13 protein-coding genes and 1 pseudogene are annotated in these 17,211 nt (G+C 57.1%); 5 read left to right on the forward strand and 9 right to left on the reverse strand.

All coding sequences use genetic code 11. The annotated features are described in order from the left end of the window. Positions 1–109: 109 nt before the first annotated feature. From ACRDT3_RS05195 to ACRDT3_RS05205, 3 genes are all read right to left on the reverse strand, one after another. A complete protein-coding gene (locus ACRDT3_RS05195) occupies positions 110–1,606 on the reverse strand; it encodes a hypothetical protein (RefSeq protein WP_431491965.1) in 1,497 nt (498 codons plus the stop codon). Continuing rightward, positions 1,596–2,246: an ABC transporter ATP-binding protein gene (locus tag ACRDT3_RS05200; protein ID WP_431491966.1), complete on the reverse strand. Its 651-nt coding sequence runs from the start codon at positions 2,244–2,246 to the stop codon at positions 1,596–1,598. Before ACRDT3_RS05200 ends, ACRDT3_RS05195 begins: the two co-directional genes overlap by 11 nt. A 111-nt stretch (positions 2,247–2,357) precedes the next feature. Further along, the gene (locus tag ACRDT3_RS05205) at positions 2,358–3,068 is read right to left on the reverse strand and encodes a queuosine precursor transporter (protein WP_431491967.1); all 711 of its coding nucleotides are present in this window, start codon (positions 3,066–3,068) and stop codon (positions 2,358–2,360) included. 356 nt (positions 3,069–3,424) lie between these two features. Between ACRDT3_RS05205 and ACRDT3_RS05210 the strand changes: the two genes are divergently transcribed. From ACRDT3_RS05210 to ACRDT3_RS05230, 5 genes are all read left to right on the forward strand, one after another. Further along, the gene (locus ACRDT3_RS05210; RefSeq protein ID WP_431491968.1) at positions 3,425–4,132 is read left to right on the forward strand and encodes a TetR/AcrR family transcriptional regulator; all 708 of its coding nucleotides are present in this window, start codon (positions 3,425–3,427) and stop codon (positions 4,130–4,132) included. A 124-nt stretch (positions 4,133–4,256) separates the two neighbouring features. Beyond that, positions 4,257–4,871 (forward strand): hypothetical protein, encoded by a 615-nt coding sequence (locus ACRDT3_RS05215; protein WP_431491969.1) that lies wholly within the window; start codon positions 4,257–4,259, stop codon positions 4,869–4,871. A gap of 36 nt (positions 4,872–4,907) precedes the next feature. After that, on the forward strand, positions 4,908–5,729 hold the full coding sequence (locus tag ACRDT3_RS05220; RefSeq protein WP_431491970.1) for a hydroxymethylpyrimidine/phosphomethylpyrimidine kinase: 822 nt from the start codon (positions 4,908–4,910) through the stop codon (positions 5,727–5,729). Positions 5,730–6,090: 361 nt separating this feature from the next. Then, on the forward strand, positions 6,091–6,579 hold the full coding sequence (locus ACRDT3_RS05225) for an FBP domain-containing protein (protein WP_431491971.1): 489 nt from the start codon (positions 6,091–6,093) through the stop codon (positions 6,577–6,579). 353 nt (positions 6,580–6,932) lie between these two features. Continuing rightward, positions 6,933–10,214, forward strand: coding sequence for a S8 family serine peptidase (locus tag ACRDT3_RS05230; protein ID WP_431491972.1), 3,282 nt, complete (start codon positions 6,933–6,935; stop codon positions 10,212–10,214). 90 nt (positions 10,215–10,304) lie between these two features. Here the strand turns inward: ACRDT3_RS05230 and ACRDT3_RS05235 are convergent, their stop codons facing one another. The 6 genes and pseudogenes from ACRDT3_RS05235 to ACRDT3_RS05260 all read right to left on the reverse strand — a co-directional run bounded on the left by ACRDT3_RS05235 (position 10,305) and on the right by ACRDT3_RS05260 (position 16,960). Further along, positions 10,305–11,345 carry a glycoside hydrolase family 3 N-terminal domain-containing protein gene (locus ACRDT3_RS05235; protein ID WP_431491973.1) on the reverse strand — a complete coding sequence of 347 codons (1,041 nt, stop codon included), beginning with the start codon at positions 11,343–11,345 and terminating at the stop codon, positions 10,305–10,307. A gap of 294 nt (positions 11,346–11,639) precedes the next feature. Then, positions 11,640–12,662: a DUF4113 domain-containing protein gene (locus ACRDT3_RS05240; protein WP_431491974.1), complete on the reverse strand. Its 1,023-nt coding sequence runs from the start codon at positions 12,660–12,662 to the stop codon at positions 11,640–11,642. Positions 12,663–13,152: 490 nt separating this feature from the next. After that, a pseudogene (locus ACRDT3_RS05245) lies at positions 13,153–13,419 on the reverse strand (IS21 family transposase); the annotation flags it as partial. 533 nt (positions 13,420–13,952) lie between these two features. Then, on the reverse strand, positions 13,953–14,216 hold the full coding sequence (locus ACRDT3_RS05250) for a hypothetical protein (protein WP_431491975.1): 264 nt from the start codon (positions 14,214–14,216) through the stop codon (positions 13,953–13,955). 266 nt (positions 14,217–14,482) lie between these two features. Then, positions 14,483–15,349 carry a hypothetical protein gene (locus ACRDT3_RS05255; RefSeq protein ID WP_431491976.1) on the reverse strand — a complete coding sequence of 289 codons (867 nt, stop codon included), beginning with the start codon at positions 15,347–15,349 and terminating at the stop codon, positions 14,483–14,485. 714 nt (positions 15,350–16,063) lie between these two features. Further along, positions 16,064–16,960: a hypothetical protein gene (locus ACRDT3_RS05260; protein WP_431491977.1), complete on the reverse strand. Its 897-nt coding sequence runs from the start codon at positions 16,958–16,960 to the stop codon at positions 16,064–16,066. Positions 16,961–17,211: the final 251 nt, after the last annotated feature.

The following is a 17,211-nucleotide window of genomic DNA, read 5'->3' on the forward strand; positions in this document are numbered from 1 at the left end:
ACTACCTACGCCACCGCGCCAAGCTTCCTGCCGAAAACTTGCAGCAGGGCATTTCCGCCAAAGAGCATTGCCGCGATCCACAGCAACGGGGGAATTGGAGTACCGGGGCTTAGCACCAGGCAGAAAATTGGCGAGAACGTGGCAGCAACCCGAATGAAAGTGGCTGTTTCCAGGAAAAGATACGTGGCCATGGCCGAATCGCTGGTTGCTCCCCCGAGTAATGCATCCCAGTCACGTTCTTCCCTGCTGGCGTGGGCACTGCTTGCCGCAGCACACCCCAACGCGGCGACCAGGCCCGCGGCCATCCATAGCCAAAGGCGATCCAGCTGGATATCATGCCGAGCATTCCCAGCCCGCCGGTCAAGAGCAGCAGGGTGATGGCTGAAAAGAGCATCGCATACAGCGTTGCCGCCCGCACCAGGCGCGCTTCCGAAATCCCTAGAAGCTGGGTTAGCTGCTGTTCGGAGACGAGCGGAGCAATGGTCGTGGAAATGCTCAAGGTAAGAACCACGCATAGAGCCAGATAAAAGGCCGCCGCGCTCAGCGGGTTGGCAATTCGCTGAACCGTGGCGGCCAGCGCGAAAACCAGGAGCAGGAACCAGGCCACCGAATGCCAACGGCCTCCTCGCAGCAAGCGGAGGCAGAGAATACGCCACGCCACCGGCAACTTGGCGGTGAGCTTGCTGCCGCGGGCGCGCCTGCGGCTAATAGCGGACTGTGCCGGAGCGGCGATGCCTCGCGAATCGCCCTGCATCAAAGTCCCCATGGCGAATTGCTGGTGCTCTCCGGCAGAACGCAGTGCTTGGCCCGGGATCTGGCCAAAATGACGATACGCACAATAGGTACTCGCGCCGCTAAATGCCAGGACAACGAAAAAGGCGAGCGTCCAGGCAGCCGGATTCAAGGTGGCCGCAGCCAAAGCGCCAACCAGGCTTTGGGACCAAGGAATCCGGAACATCAAGAGCATCCACAACATGGCCAGGGCGATGAGCAGTCCGAGGCCCATCCAGTCGCAGATCCGTCGCGCAGCTATTTGCTGGTTCATCCCCTGGATAGCAGTGGCTGCGTTGGCAAGCCCGACGCCGGCCACCGCGAAGCAAGCGAGCCCAAGGACCGCAACGGGCAACGGGAGCGATCCGGCCAGCCCCAGCATCACGATCAGCCAAAGCGCACCTGCAAAGCTGCTTGTGAAAAGCCCGGTGAGTACCGCATTGCGCCAAGACGGCTGGCGGATAGCCCGGAGCGCGACCGGCAGCGGCAGCCACCAGTCGGCCTTGGCCGCGCTGAGCCCGCAAGGCCCCAGGTAAAGCATGAGCCGGAGGGTTGCCAAGCCTGCCAATGCCAATAGCACGAAGGACAGGTCCTGCATGCGCCAGACGGCGCTGGGCAGCTCCTGGTGGGCTACGCCCTCGCCCAAGAGCACAAACAGCATGCCAAAGAGTGCGCTGAAGAGGTAGGCCAACGCCACCAGCGCGGCCAGCACCCAGACATAGGCATCGGAAAAGCTGTCGAATTTCTCGGAGAAGTTTCGGCGCTTCTTGGCTCGGTTGACCAGTTCTCGCGGATTGAAATCAACGGCGTGGCTTGCAACCCTGCTAGCGCTCAAGCCACTGCGCCCCTACCTGCGGATCAAGCAGTTCACCCTCGTCTTCATCCAGAAGCAGCACCTGGTCCATGCAGCTTCGCAGCATGAACGGATCATGGGTCACCGCTAGCAAGGTTGTTCCCCCGCTGCGTACCCCGGCGAGCCGCTGGTACAGCTTCTGCCTGATGCGCAGGTCCAGGCGTTGTTCCGGTTCGTCAAGAATCAGCAATTCTGCCGGCCGGATCAAGGCCGCGGCCAGCAGCAGCTTACGGCGCTGGCCGGAAGATAGCTCCCCGGGCAGGTGATCGGCAGCAGCAGTGATTTCGAAGAAGTCGAGTTCCGTCTGGACTGCCTGGACCCAATCATCCAGTCCGTGTCCACGGGCGACCATTTCCAGATGCTCGCGCACAGTGAGCTCTTCGAAGAACGCGCCGTCGGTGACCTGCACGGCGACGGTACGGCGAAAATGCTCCGAGCTTTCATTCACGGGAAGGCTTTGGAACTCGACGGTGCCTTCAACCGGAATGAGATGTCCCAGGATCGTGCGAATCAGTGTTGATTTTCCGCTGCCATTGGCACCGATAATTCCTAAGCCAGTACCTGCAGCCAGTTGCAGGTTGATCGGCCCGCAGATCACGCGACGGGGATAGCCGATGGTCAAGTCACGTACTGCTAGCTGGACTCTAGGGCTTTGACCTGTCTGCATATCATCGACTCTAGTGTCTGGATACAGCTGTGGGCATCGCCCTCACGGATGATGCCCACAGGATGACTAGCTTGCGACGGTCGCTTGGCTGTAGCCGGGTTCGCGCTTTTTGAACCATTTGATGACCATCGAGGTCACCGGAACAAACAGGATCTCCACGGCGGTCTTGTAGACGAAGCCCACCACCACGTAGTTGATGAATGTCGGTGCATCGGCGATGCCGATAACTGGCGCTGCAATGGCACAGAAGATCAGGGTATCCAGGAATTCTCCAACACCGCTGGAGCCGATCAATCGGAGAATCAGCCCACGTTCGCCGGTGCGTTCCTTGAGCTTGACCAGCACCCATGAGTTGGCGAACTGCCCCACCAGGAAGCCGCAGGCGGAGGCGACGACGATCTGCCAGATCGGGCCAAGGGTGCGTTCTAGCGCTTCTTGCCCGTCGTAGAAGTCAGCTGACGGCAACTGGATCATGACCCAGAAGCAGAACACCGCGAAGAACGCCAAGGCGAAAGTCACCAGGATCGAACGGCGAGCTGCCTTCAATCCGTAAACTTCCGAAATGACGTCGCCCAGAATGTAGGCCAGCGGGAAGAGGAAGAAACCGCCATCAGTGATGAGCGGACCGAAGCTGACACCTTTAGAGGCGCCAATATTCGAAAGAATCACGACCGCACCCATCAAGGTGAGCACCGTGGAGAAGTAGGGAGAACCTGAAGAAGCGAAAACCGCGTTCTTGGTTCGAATCAAATTGTTGCCGGCGGTGGAATCGCCCATGAAATTGTCCTTGTCAAAGTGGTTCGCCAGAACATCGCTAAAGGGGCACGACCCGGCCCATGAATCAAAAGGGTGAGGGTTCCGTGCCTACGCGCTGTCCCGCTGTATTAGCACTTACGCAACAAGTATCCCATGCGTAGCTACAGCCACGTTCTCACCTGTTGAAAGCCAACCATGTTTCAGAAACCAAAGATTTCCTAAATTCATATCTCACTTGCATGTCTTCGGACTATAAATTCGAGGAAACAAATAGTGCAGTGACCGTCCTCCCGTACATCAGCATGAAATTTTTTCTTTTTTGAACGCGTTCAAATAATTGGTAGAATCAGAGCCATCCACTTCCACCCAAAGGCTCCATGACAACGCAACCTCGCACCGAAAAAGGCCAGCAGACCCAAGCCAAGCTCTTGGCGACTGCTTTGGAGTGCTTTGCCAAGGATGGATATAAAGCCTCGAGCATGCGCGCCATTGCTTCGAACGCAGGGGTCTCCCTGTCGCATGCGTACTACTACTTCAAGTCCAAAGAGGAGATCGTTGCCCAGCTCCTGCTGAACCTGCGCCGGGAGCAATTTGATCTATGCTCGGGAATGCTCACTGAGGGAAACACCCTCGAAGCCAACATTCGCGCAGTACTCGACACGGGCGTCGAAGCGTTGGCCCCGTATCACGATTTCGGGCCTGCGTTCCTGCGTTTGATGCTCGCGCGCGATATGCGCAACGACGAGATTTCCAGCATTGAATTGGAGATATGGGAGAAGGTCGTTTCCGGATCCCGCCCGTTGCCCCCATTGGGCATACGACGCGATCTGCCGAAGTTCTTGCTGCTGGTTTCCCGCCAGATCTTCTCGGCGTGGGCCTTCGACCAGTCGCCGCAGCAGCGCCGTTCCAGACTTCTGATGAAAAATATGGCACCGGTTGCCGCCAAGTTTGCGGTGCTCTGCCGCTTGCCTGTGGTGCGCTCGCTCTTTGAAGATGTGCTGGCACTGATGGATCCAGGGCCAGCAGAGATTGCTGAAGTGGCCGTGGCCAATCCTGCACCGCTGAGAAGGCCGAAAGCCTCCTGAAAAGCTGCGTATCGCGCGAGCCGGCCAACACCCTGACACAGAGTTCCGTATCACCGTGCCTTAAGGCGTAAAGTCAAACATGCCGATAGGTGATCCCTAGCGAACCAAAGGAGAACGCAGCACTATGAGCGCAATGGCACGAGCACTGCCAAGCTGGACCCACGACTACGCCACGCTGCGTGATCGCATTGCTTCCTTCCCAAGCCAGCATGAGATTCGTTCGGTAAATCAAGACGGCGAAGACGTGGAAATCCTCCGCTACTGGCCTGATGCCTCTTGGACCGCGCCCAAGGACGCGCAGCGTTTGATCCTCTTGGGCACTCCCAACGACAGCACCGCTGCAGAACTAACCACGTCGGGTTGGAGGCCAAGCACGACCATGCATCTGCTGGCCGGCAAGCCCGATGATGTCGAGCAGGTAGTCAAGCTCGCCGACACTTCCGGGCTTTTCGAAGCTCCAATGGATAACTATGACGTCGTTGAGGTGACCGACTTCGACCGTCCGGTAGCCCGAGGACGCATGCGCTACGGCGAAAACTACGGCCTGCTTACCGACCCGGACCTTTTCTCCCCTGCCGATCCCGATACGGCCCGCCGCGCGGTACTAGCTAACTTTGCAGGTGCCGCTTTCGGCCACGGGCTGCCCTGGCTGCTGCTGGTGGCCACCGCAGAGCATGCCCAGCAGCTTCCCGAAGGTTGGTCCAAAGCGACCACGCTCAGCTTCTGGCAGCACGGCTAATCCCATTCCCTACCCGCACTACCCGCAATTGAGACTATGACTAATACAAACACTGCCGCTCCAGCCATGACCCTGACCATCGCTGGTTCCGAAGCCACTGGCGGCGCAGGCGCCCAGGCCGATTTGAAGACTTTCCAGGAACTGGGAACCTACGGCATCGTGGCCTTGACCTGCATCGTCTCCTTCGATCCCAAGGATTCCTGGAACCACCGCTTCGTTCCTGTTGACCAGCAGGTAATTGCGGATCAGCTCGAAGCCATCCAGACCTGCTACGAAGAGAAGCTCCGCACGGTCAAGCTGGGCATGATGGGCTCGCCAGCAACGATCAACACCGTTGCCACCGCACTGAAGTCCCAGCAATGGGACAACGTACTGCTCGATCCGGTGCTGATCTGCAAGGGCCAGGAACCAGGCCACGCGCTGGACACCGACGAAGCCCTCAAGGCTGCCCTGTTGCCGTTGGCTACGTTCGTCACCCCGAACCACTTCGAAGCGGAACAGCTCTCGGGAATCAAGATCACCACCGAAGATGATCTGATCGAAGCCGCCAAGAAGATCCATGAGGTCTCCGGTGCAGCGGTCTTGGCCAAGGGCGGAGTCCGCATCGCTGGCGAAGACGCAGTGGACGTTTTCTACGATGGCACCACCCTCGAGGTCTTGCGTGAGAAGAAGATCGGCGAAGTCGCGGTCTCCGGCGCAGGTTGCTCGCTGGCTGCAGCCGTAACCGCAGAGCTGGCCAAGGGGTCTACCCCGCTGGAAGCTGCCCGCACAGCCAAGGCGTTTGTCACCGAAGGCATCCGCAACCGCGTTTCTGGCAACACCCCGTTTGACGCGCTCTGGCAGGGCGGCCGCCGCTAGGCCCTAGCTGCTTGACAGTTTGCTGGCCATCACCGTTCTCGGCGGTGGCCAGCAAACTGCTTTAACCGTGATCCCAGTCATTGGCCTAAGCCAACTGCACTTGTTATGGTTAATTTGGAAGTGCTCAGAATCAATGCGTGGAGAACCACAGGAAGGGGCGGTCGGCTATGCAAGCCACTTTGACGCTCTGCCCGTTCGTCTGCGTATCGAACGGGGTTGGCCACACATTTTCCGCTTAAGGCCTCTGCCTTAGGCAATGTTTCAGTGCCCCCAATTTTCGATCCCTTGCAGACCTCAACACCTTGACGATTAGTGATTCCGCGCGCCCATAAAGCGCGTGCGGACTATTTGAGGATTTCCCATGCAGCCATTGACCGAAAAAACCATCCGCTCTTCCTTCATCAACGCCAGCCGCCAAGAAGCGAAGAAATTGACCCTGCCCGAAAACTTCGACTCCCTCGATTGGGATTCGCTGGAGTACCTGGGGTGGCGCGACCCGAAAATGATGCAGCGCGGCTACCTGCTCCACACCGATGAAGCGGGGCGGACCCGTGGCATCCTCTTGCGCCCCACCGACGGTGGCCGCAAGCCGACTAACGCCACGATGTGCGAGATGTGCCGCGACGTGAACATCCCCTGCGCGGTAGGCATGTGGACGACCAAACGCGCAGGCCAGGCCGGACGTGACGGCAACACCCTGGGGACATTGATCTGCCTGAACTTCGAGTGCTCCCGCAATGTGCGGATTCCGCCTCCGAAGAATCCGATTTACCCGGGCCCAATGGTTGTCGTTGCCCAGCGCATCCAACTGCTCGACGAACGCGTGCACAGCTTCCTGAACCGCCTCTAGGCAACCGGAACCTTTAGGCCGATTCCGGCGTCGCCCGCCCAGCAAGTAGTGAACTGATGAGTAACAAAGCGTCCAAATTTTCTCAAAAATCGACGTGCCCATCAGGCCTTGCTGGGCGGGTTTGTCGCAGTGGTTCGCGGATTTTATTGTGAAATTCCCAAGCCAGCACAATATCCAGTCAAAGGTTACTATTCAATAACCCCTTGATATATGAGCCACGTCACCTAAGATTCCAGCTATGGGTATACGCACTAGCGGACGTTTACCCCGGACGATCATCAAGGCTCGCACCGCTTTAATGTCGCCCGCCCATGACGGGAGCAGCACCGCTATCCAGCCCAGCTAGGAGAATCATGGTCACTCGCCGCACGCAGAGAGTGCCGCGCCTGATTTTGGGATCGGCCACTGCACTTGCATTGGCTGTTACCTTGTCAGGACCGGCAAGCGCAGCAGGAATCCCCCAACCAGGCGACGGCGAAAACGCCGCGTCCCTGCCAATCACCAATTCATCAGCGCTTTCCAACCTGAAAGTCTCCGGGCCTCTTGCCAAATCAACTGGCGAGGTGTCCGTTTTCGTTCAGTTCCAAGGCGATGGCGCCTTCGAGACGGTGAAGAAGTCCGGCAAGAAGAAGGACACTGCCAAGGTCAAGAAGATCGGCAAGGAGGTCAAGGCCAAGGGCAAGCAGCTGGCAGCCGAGGCTAACTCGAAGGTCATCTACACCACGCACAACGCACTGCAGGGTGTCGCGCTGACCGGTGATGCCGCTGATCTGCGCAAGCTTGCCCAGCGTAGCGACATTGCCAAGATCAGCTCCATCGTTCCCAAGAAGCCTTCCAACCGCAGCTCGGTAGTTGACACCGGCGCCCTGGAATCATGGAAGTCCCTGGACAAGACCGGTGACGGCGTCAAGGTGGCTGTACTGGATACCGGCGTGGATTACACGCACGCCAGCTTCGGCGGACCAGGCACCTTGGAAGGCTACAAGGAAGCACAGGCATCCGAAGAGCTGCCAGGTGCAGATTCCGGCCTGATCGACACCAGCAAGTTCATCGGCGGCTGGGACCTGGTTGGCGACGACTACAACGCTGACTCCGATGATCCCACCTACCAGCCAATCCCGCATCCGGACCCTAACCCGCTTGACTGCCAGGCCGCCGGACACGGCTCCCACGTTGCCGGCACCACCGCAGGTTACGGCGTCAACGCCGATGGCTCGACCTTCACCGGGGACTATTCCTCGCTGGACGCCGACGCACTGGCGCAGATGAAGGTCGGCCCGGGCTCGGCCCCAGACGCGCAGCTCATCGGCATCCGCGTCTTCGGCTGCGGCGGCTCCTCCTCCGTGGTTGGCCAAGCACTGGACTACGTACTTGATCCGAACGGTGACGGCGACTTCTCGGACCGGGCCGACGTGGTCAACATGTCCCTCGGTTCGGATCACTCCCCTGCCAATGACCCCGAAAATGACATTGTCGATGCCCTGAGCGCAGCCGGCATCCTCTCGGTTGTCGCTTCCGGCAATGCCGGCGATGTCACCGACGTAGGCGGTTCGCCGGGCAACTCCCGATCCTCGCTGACCGTAGCCAACTCCGTTGGCTCGCACGTCACCTTGGACAAGATCCAGGTTGATGCCCCAGAAGATGTTGCCGGCTCGGCCTCGGGCCAGTACTCGGCAAACTTCAACTACACCAACGCTGATCCGGCCGCCTTGTCCGGAGAAGCGGTGATGGCTCCGGCCGACAACGCATTCGGTTGCGACGCATTTGAAGAAGGTTCGCTGGAAGGCAAGTGGGTTTGGCTGCAGTGGAGCGAAAACGGCGAGTTCCCTTGCGGTTCCGGCGTACGCTTCAACAACGCTGAAGCCGCCGGTGCCACCGGTGTCCTCTTGGATGCAGAAAGCAACCTGTTCGATGCAGGTATCGCCGGCAACGCGACCATCCCGGGTGCGCAGTTCACCTTGGACGAGTCGAACAAGCTGCGCCCAGCAGCTGAAGCTGGCACGCTGAAGGTTACCCTGTCCTCCGAATTCGTTGGCGGTTCCTCCAGCGAGTCCGGTGTTGCAGACACGCTGAATTCCTCCTCCTCGCGTGGCGTCCACGGTTCCAACGGCGTGGTCAAGCCGGATGTGGCTGCCCCAGGCACCCAGATCGGCTCGGTTGGCGTCGGTACCGGTACCGGTACTGCCGTGATGACCGGCACCTCGATGGCAACCCCACTGGTTGCCGGTATCGCCGCGCTGGTTCTGGAAGACAGCGACTACACCCCGTACGAAGCCAAGAGCGTCATCATGAACACCGCGGCAACCGACATCAAGGACGCCAATGGCGAAGCCTACGGTCCGAACCGCGTTGGTTCCGGTCGCGTCATGGCTGACGCAGCGCTCCAGAGCCCTGCCTTCGCTTACGATTCCGAAGCAGCGGATCTGACCAGCATGGTCTTCGGCGTTATCGAACTGGATGGCAAGAAGCCGTTCAGCGCGCAGCGTGAAATCACCATCGAGAACACCAGCGGCAAGGCGCAGAGCTACGACGCCAGCTACGTGGCCGCTACCGAGATCCCAGGCGCAACCTTCACCTTGGATCGCAGCAGCGTCACCGTGCCAGCTGGCGGCAGCGCCAAGCTGAACGTCACCCTGAGCGTTGACCCGCAGCAGTGGGCCAAGACCATCGATCCAACCATGGCTACCAGCCAGTCCGGTCTGGCTCGTGCCTGGGTTGCCGATGCAAGCGGCCGCGTAGAGCTGACTGCCAGCGACGCTCCTACCCTGCGCATTCCAGTCCAGGCAGCACCAAAGCTGGCCGCTGACATGGAAGGCAAGCTCAAGAAGCTGAAGAAGGGCTCGGATACCACCAGCCTGAGCCTGAAGGGCAAGGACATCACCGCTGGCGAGGGCGCTACTTCGGTAACCTCCCTGCTCGGTGCTTTCGAGCTGGGCGCCTCGAGTGAACGCGGCGACGATTCACTGGACAGCATCCCGGCTGCCCGTTCCATGGACCTGCAGCACGTTGGCGCATCGAGCACCGCTGCCCGCACCGGCATGGCTGACGGACTGCTGAATATCGGCATCTCCACCTGGGAAAACTGGGCCCACTTGGCTGGCGGCACCGAGCTGGATGTCGAAATCGATACCAATGGCGACGGCGAAGCTGACTTCGTTACCTTCAATGCCGCATTCGATGAAGTCGACCTGGACCTGGCAGCGACCTTCAACGTCGCCACCGGCGAACAAGTTGATCTGCAGCCGGTGAACGGCATGCTCGGCGATGTCGATACCAACACCTTCGACACCAATGCAGCGGTCTTCCCGATCTCCCTGTCAGCCCTCAGGCTCGATGAGGATTCGGCAGAGATCTCCTACCGTGTTCTGGGTTACTCCTGGTACAACACCGATGAGAACGGCTCGATGATCCCGGTTGACCAGACCGACTGGATCGATTTCAACGTGGCAGCGCCACAGGTTGATTTCGGCGCAGAAGGCACCCTGTTCACCGATCTGTCCGGCACCCAGATCCCGGTGACTGTCGCTGACAGCACCAAGGCATCGAAGGCACTGTTGCTGCATCTGCATAACGGCAACGATGACCGCGCACAGGTTCTGGAAGTAACTGACGGAAAGAAGAAGGGCAAGAAGTAGGCCTTCCACCTCCCAAGAGCAGGCCCGGGGCACTTCCTAGCGAGTACGGAAGAGCCCCGGGCCTATCACCTTTTAAATCTGCAGTGCAGCCTATTGCATGCTGAGCTTCTCTTCGAGAATCAATACCGCAGCTTCTCTTACCCGGGCCGCGAATTTCCCATCGGCCTTGGCTTCGGCCGCCAGGGCCTTCGCCATGGTGATGGCCGGAGCCGATTTTACGCATAGCGGAACAGTTCCGCCGGCGGCAACAAACTTCACTGCGCGCTCGCCCACCGGCACATAACCCACCTGCTTGGCTTCACAGAGATCATCGGAAATCACGATTCCCCCGTACCCCATCTGCTCACGCAGCAATCCGGTGATGATCTTCGAAGAGAACGGTGCATCGTTCTTCTCATCGAGTCGGGTGTAGCGGGCGTTAGAGACCATGACCCAGGATTTGTCCTGCTCGATAGCCTGCTCGAATGGCTGCAGATCGCTGGAGTCCGCACCGATCTTCGTATCGGTCACCCCGGTACTGGTATCGGTGTTCTCAGCTACCCGGCCCAATCCGGGGAAGTGCTTGACCACCGGTTGCACGCCTTCAGAGCGCAGCGCTTCGTTCACCGTTGAAATGGCTTTGGAAACCCCCGAGGCGTCATGCGCATATTCGCGGCCAAAATAGCCGATGGGTGCGTTGCCGGTGCCGATACTGGCAGGAACAACGTCTGCCACCGGAGCCAGGTTCACGTTGATACCTGCTTCAGCCAGTTCCTTCCCGACGGCGCTCACTTCACGTTTCAGCTTCGATGCGGGCCACTGTCCCTGCGTCAACGCAATAGGCAATTCGGCAAAACCAGCGCCCTGAAGCACCCGGACAAAGCCCCCTTCCTGATCGGTGGCCACCCAGACCGGCAACTGCCCGGGAATGTTGGATGCCAGGCTCTGGGTAATTTGCTGGACCTGGGTTGCAGTCTGCTTCACCGGCAGTTTCGAACGGCCACGCAGGAAGACATTGGAAATTCCCTGCTTCTTCATCGCAGAAATTTCCGCAGCAGTTGCTCCTGTAGCCGGGACACCGGCCATCACGAGGCTCGCGGCCTGTTCGCTGGCGTTCAGCTCGTCTGCCAGCGCTTCTGCTTTCTGGCGCAACGAGGGTTCCTGGCTGCGACTCGGCGTTGAGCCCGTTTCAGCGCCAGAGTTGCGGGACGGGCCAGGAGTTGCCGGCTGCGCGGAAGTCCTCGTACTGCTCGGGCTGCTTGAACTGCCCCCGGACGTGCTCGAAACTGGTGCCCCGGCATTCGGCGCACTGCAGCTAGCGAGTATCACCGTCATCAGGATTCCGACTGACAAGAGCTGCTTGGCACGGGTATTCATGAGATCATCCTCCCACCGAAAACTGCGAAGTTGCCGAAGAGCCGACAGCTTCTCACCCCCTGGAAGACCCTAGGCATGCACCACCAGGAGTTCATCCCAGTCGGTGGTGTAGCGCTGCGAAATATGTTCGCGTTTCATCGACCACTCAGGGATTTTGGCCATCCCGGCATGCCCCAGGCCAATGGATTTGGCGCCGAATCGAAGGGAAATATCTTGGACTACCGAGGAGACGTTTTCTTGTTCCTCGGCAGCCGGATCGACGCTCTGGCCAAAGAGATCCAGCTGTTGCTCACCCGGAGAATCGCTGAGCCCGGAGAGGATCACTCCCCCTCGAACATAGTCCATACCCGGTTGCATCAGATCGCGCATCGCGGCAATTGCCAGCTTGCTGAGCACGATGGGATCTCTCGTCGGACGCGGCAGCCGCACCTGGGCACTTGGGAATGATGCCTCTCCCCGGGCGAAGCGGCTGGTGCCCGCGGTGACGGTGAGCAGCGAAGCGTAACGGCCTTCGCGCGCCAGGCGGCCGGCAGCCTTTTGCGCATAGATGGACATGACTTCTTCCATCGCTTCATAGGTGCGCACCGGCGTGGAGAAGGAACGGGTGAACATGACTTGCCCGCGGTCCGCGCGTTCCTCCACCGGGCCGATGCAACGTTGCCCGTTGAGTTCGAAGACCGTGCGTTGCAAGACGACAGAAAACTTCTTGCGGATCGCCAATGGGTCAGCTGCTTGCAGGTCCGCGATGGATTCAATGCCCATTGCTGCAAGCTTGGCACCAGTTTTGCGGCCCACGCCCCAGACATCGGTCACTGGAACACGGTTCAGGATACTGCCCAAGACCTCGGGATCCATGAGCTGCTGCACGCAGACTCCGCCTAGTCCCGGATTGTGCTTGGCAATATGGTTGGACAGCTTCGCCAAGGTCTTGGTGGATGAGACTCCCACGCACACTGGCACGCCAATAGTCTTGTCAATGGCGGCACGGATCTGGGCCGCGGTGCCGCGCACCTGCTCCAAGTTGCCTTCCAGCCCGACGAAAGACTCATCGATGGAATACACCTCGTGCCAGGTCCCGAACCGTCCGAGCAATTCTACTGGTAGCGTTTCCGGTTCGATAGTGCACTATTCGTCATCTTTCTCAGCCTCGATCCTGTGAAACTGAGGTTATCGTATATCTGTTTCTGTCGAACAGTCAGCTGCGCGTTGAGATCGAATGAATATTTGACTCTTTGAGAGCCATCTAAATTTTGACTCAGAGCCACCCGTTATTGCCGTTCAGCGCCACCAAATATTCTCGTTCAGAGCCACCAGCACCACGCGGTCCATCCAGTGGCTTCGAACAAAGAATTCCATCAAGAAGATAGCGGTTCCTAGCCTCCCACATTCGAGTACGCCTCACGCATGTTGAACCCACCGGCCTCAACCCAGATCGTGTTGTGCATGATGCGATCCATGATCGCCTGTTTCGTGCCACCGTTTAGTGACCCTTAACTAAGGTCTGACTGACGGCTCAAGATCTACTGGAACATGAGCATCAAAAGTCATTTCTTCTCCGTTGATCAACACAAGGGAAACCCGCAATGCTTCCAAACCCCTTATGCACCGTGGACCAGTCCAGTTGGATGAAGACGCTCTCGTGCTCGCTACGGCCAGGGAATAGCAGTTCGTAGACTAGAGCCTCAGTGAGGTCCTTGAGTTCGACCCAGCAGCGTGAGGTTACGTCAGCGGCGTTGAGGACTTCGGCGACGCTAGTGTAGGAGATGCCTTGGGCGGACGCGATGACGCGTCCTGAGAAACCTTCGACGCGAAGCTGCAATATTCGCTTCGCTTTGATCTTTCGTGCCATTGAAAATGGCTCCGTCCACCACACAGTCGGCTCCGTGGGGGAAGGAGCTTATACAGGGTGGCTCTAAAGAGAATATTCAGTGGCTCTGATCGAGAATAACGGTGTTTTCATCTGGTGGCGCTGAATGGTAATTTTGGTGGATCTCATGGAGTCAAATATTCAATCGAAAGAATGAAACCTTGATCGCGGAATACGCAACTAGGCAGAGCGCGTAGAAAAGACGAATCTGTCTGTGACATTTCCAGAGGGCTGAGCGCGCCAGTCGGTACAGTCCACAGCGTTCTGACAGAAGGATCGCACTGGCAAATTATCTGCTTAAGTAAAGATCGAAATTTCTGAGACTGCACTATGCGGCGTGATCTTCATCGAAAAACTACAAATTAAGCCTCGCGCTATTCAAGTGATGTCCGCCAGACGCAGAAAGACCTCGTGATCCTAACGATCACGAGGTCTTTGGCGAATAGCCCGTTCACCGTCTGCAGAGAGGCGCTATCCGTGTCATTCAACAGCACGGGCCGCATCGGTCATTGACGTTAGGGGTGCTCCTTCCGATATTTACGAATTCGATCAACATCTTCTTCCGCGCGTTTCTTGGTGCTCAGCACACCGCAGGAGGGATAGGTTGCTTCGGTGGCAGTGGGCGCAACAAGTACTTGTCGCCCGGTAGCTTCGTTGGCGGCAGCGATGACGCTGTAGTCGGTGAGGTTGAGAAGAATTGATGCAGCATTGAATGGCCTGGTATCCTCAAACACGGCACGTAGTTCTTTGCAGATGAATTTATTTTCGTCGACATCCATCTTCGCAGAGGTACTGTAAGCCTCACTTATTTTGAGTCACCACGCTAGATATTGAAGAGCCACTTATTGGCGTGATCTCGCATCGATGTCTCGGATCAATTTTCTTTGCCCGAGTACCGCGCTTACGGATAGACCAATAGCGCAGATCAACACGATAATGCTCGTAAGTAGATTTTCGCTATTGAAATACATCAGTGCGAGAACGAGTATCGCTGGAACCAGATAATAGAGCGGTCCATAGTTATCTTTCATCACTCAACCTCATTTCACGAGAAGCAAGCACTTTGAAGTGCGGTTATTCCAAGAATGTCAGCAAATACATTTCCGTATGTTTTCTTGATGTAGGCGGTGTACTTACCCCAGTCATGGTACGTATTCCAAGCGCGCACCATGACTTCGAACCCTTTCTTTACGCTTCCGAATTTGGCGGCGAGCTTGACTCCAGCTGCGGCGAACTTACCTCCAGGGACAAACAGCGGAAGGACTTCTACGCCGATTGTCCCGATGCACTTTGCCCACCCCCAAACTGTGTTTGGATCAGCCGTAACAGGGAATGCCGTATCTTTGCTGAACGCCACGTTCTGAATGAGCTTTCCATCTTCAAGGGTGAAGCTGGTTGGCACTTTCTTGCCGTTGGCGTCGTAAGCCCACGGGGTTTTTATTCCACCAACATACTCTCCACGAGAGTCAGTAAAACTAACCGAGCCGTCTTTCTCAAGGGATGCGGTAGTCGCGGAGGGAGCTTTCAGCGGGAAAGCGTACTTGTGCGAGGCTTCTGCTGACTCGATAGATATAAGAGTCTGAGAACCTGTCGACGTCGCAAAACTTGAGATCTCCGCACCCTTTGTTTCAGTGGTGACAAGAGGGGTGCTCAAGTCTTTGACTAAGGATTGAGGAACGCCCGAAAGTGAGGGCGTCTTGAGATCTGTTAGTTGCCCAGGCAGGGTGAGCTCAAGTTCAGAACTGGCTTGCTTTACTTCAATGGTTTTCTGATCAACAGTTACTTGCTGTGAGATTGATCTTTCTGGTTCGCTTTCAATACCAGTATCAGCGAGCGCACCTGTTGGCATGGCAATAAGTAATGCGCCCGTGACTGCGGCTCCGCATAACATGGCGGTGTATTTCTTGAGCATCTTTGCTCTCCCTATCTGTATTCCGAGTGCTGGATGACCTGCGCCATCACGGGTCAGTCACGACGGTTCCTAGCATGACGTTTTAGCCAGTCAAGGACATAACGAGTGCTGTCTTGCCTGCGTTGTCTCTCCTTTGAGCTTTATTCGTTTATGAGGACAAACTTAGGCTCTCATTAATGAGACGCGGGCTGCAATCATACTTTCGTAGGAGGGTGCTGATGAACTGACCAGAAAAGCTAACAACGATTGACCATTAGTTGGGAGCTGTGAAATAAGTGCACTGGGAACGGTGAAGTTCGAGGGATCAACATGACGAAGTCCCTGTGATGATGATCATAGGGGCTTCATAATCTCAAAAAGTTTTGCTCGTGAAGAGCGTGCCAATACGTTCAATGTCAAGCGTTTTTCAGTTCTGGGATGTCGTAGAGTGCCCGTGTTGCGGATCATCGCAAACTACACGGCCGGCCGCCGGTGAGCCAATATTCAGGAGGCTGCTTATTACTTTAAAGCTGGCATACGCAGTCAGTACGATTGCTAGGCATCCAACTTTTCCATGCTTTTGATTTCTCACCGGAGTGCACTGTTCTTCATTCCCGGTCGTTGGTTATATTCACGATGAAGCGTTAATGCTCGTTCATATCCCTTCGTCGCGTAAAGATTGCTGAGTTCAGTTTTTCGCGGAGTTCTATAATGGCTGATCCCTAACAGAGCTTCTCAGTGCGGTGATTCCTCTGATGACGCTCGTAATGCGGGGTACGTACCCCAACCATTACCGGAAAGTTTCCACCACGCTACCGCGGATTCAATACTGATACCGATCATTTCAGACAGCACTTGTGGTGGTAGCTGGGCGGATAGGTCCATCACTGCAGTGGTCCTAACGCTCAGGGATTTAAAACCGATCCTGAGTAACCGACGCCCCAACGCTCCGCTACTGATGTGATGCCCTGGATTCCGGCCAGGAAACACCCACCCCGTTGGAGACCTGTCGTTCAATGTGTCCAAATGCTCTATCAGAATATCCGGTAGTGGATCAGGCAAAATGATCGGCTGAGCCGACAAATATAACTTCGTGCATTGTTCCTCGACCATGAAATGCTGGCGTTGAAGCAACGAAACCTTACGAAGACTGCACCCGTAAAAAGCAACCAGCAAACCCGCGAGCCGATCTGCAGTGCTGATCGTGAGATTGGTGAGGAGCTGACGAGTAATCGAGAGCCGATGTTCATCGTCGTAGTGTTCAGCGCTGAGAACATGTCGCCGTACTGATGCTTGCAGCGTGGTGAGCTTTTGCGTGCGGGCCCACGACAGTAAAGCAACGAGCGCATCATGCTCACTCACCGTGCAGCTGCTGAGGAACGCGTCAATATTCCGTTGCGGATACGTGGACAGGTTATGGTTCTGTTCTCGAATTCGGGCGAGGAACTGGTGAGCGAAATGAAGATACCTGCGCACACGATGATACGCCCCCGAGGTAGCTTGCGACGCATGGGCAGAGCGTAGCGGGGCGATATTCCATCGGCAATATCGTTTCAGCAACAGCTGATCCTCGACAGGCTTCACTGTCGTAATCCATCGGTTCCACCAGTACTCGAAGGTTTCTTCATCCACATTGACGTTGTCTAGGATTCCAGCACCGTTCAGCAAGTGGAGGATGAATACGCCTTCCTGAGAGGAGTGGGCTCGCGCGAGAATACTTTGAGAGTCTAAAGGGATTTCGTTGCAGATTAGTTGCTTCAGAAGCGTTGCCCCGTGGGACTTTCGCGTCCATGATTCGAAGGAGTTCGCTCCTGAATAATGTTTTAGTAAGTATCGATATAGTGGCAGCCATTGTTCAGGGATGTTCGTGTGGCCTGGTTCTG

Origin of the sequence: Glutamicibacter sp. (genome assembly GCF_050701915.1) — a bacterium.
GTDB lineage: Bacteria > Actinomycetota > Actinomycetes > Actinomycetales > Micrococcaceae > Glutamicibacter.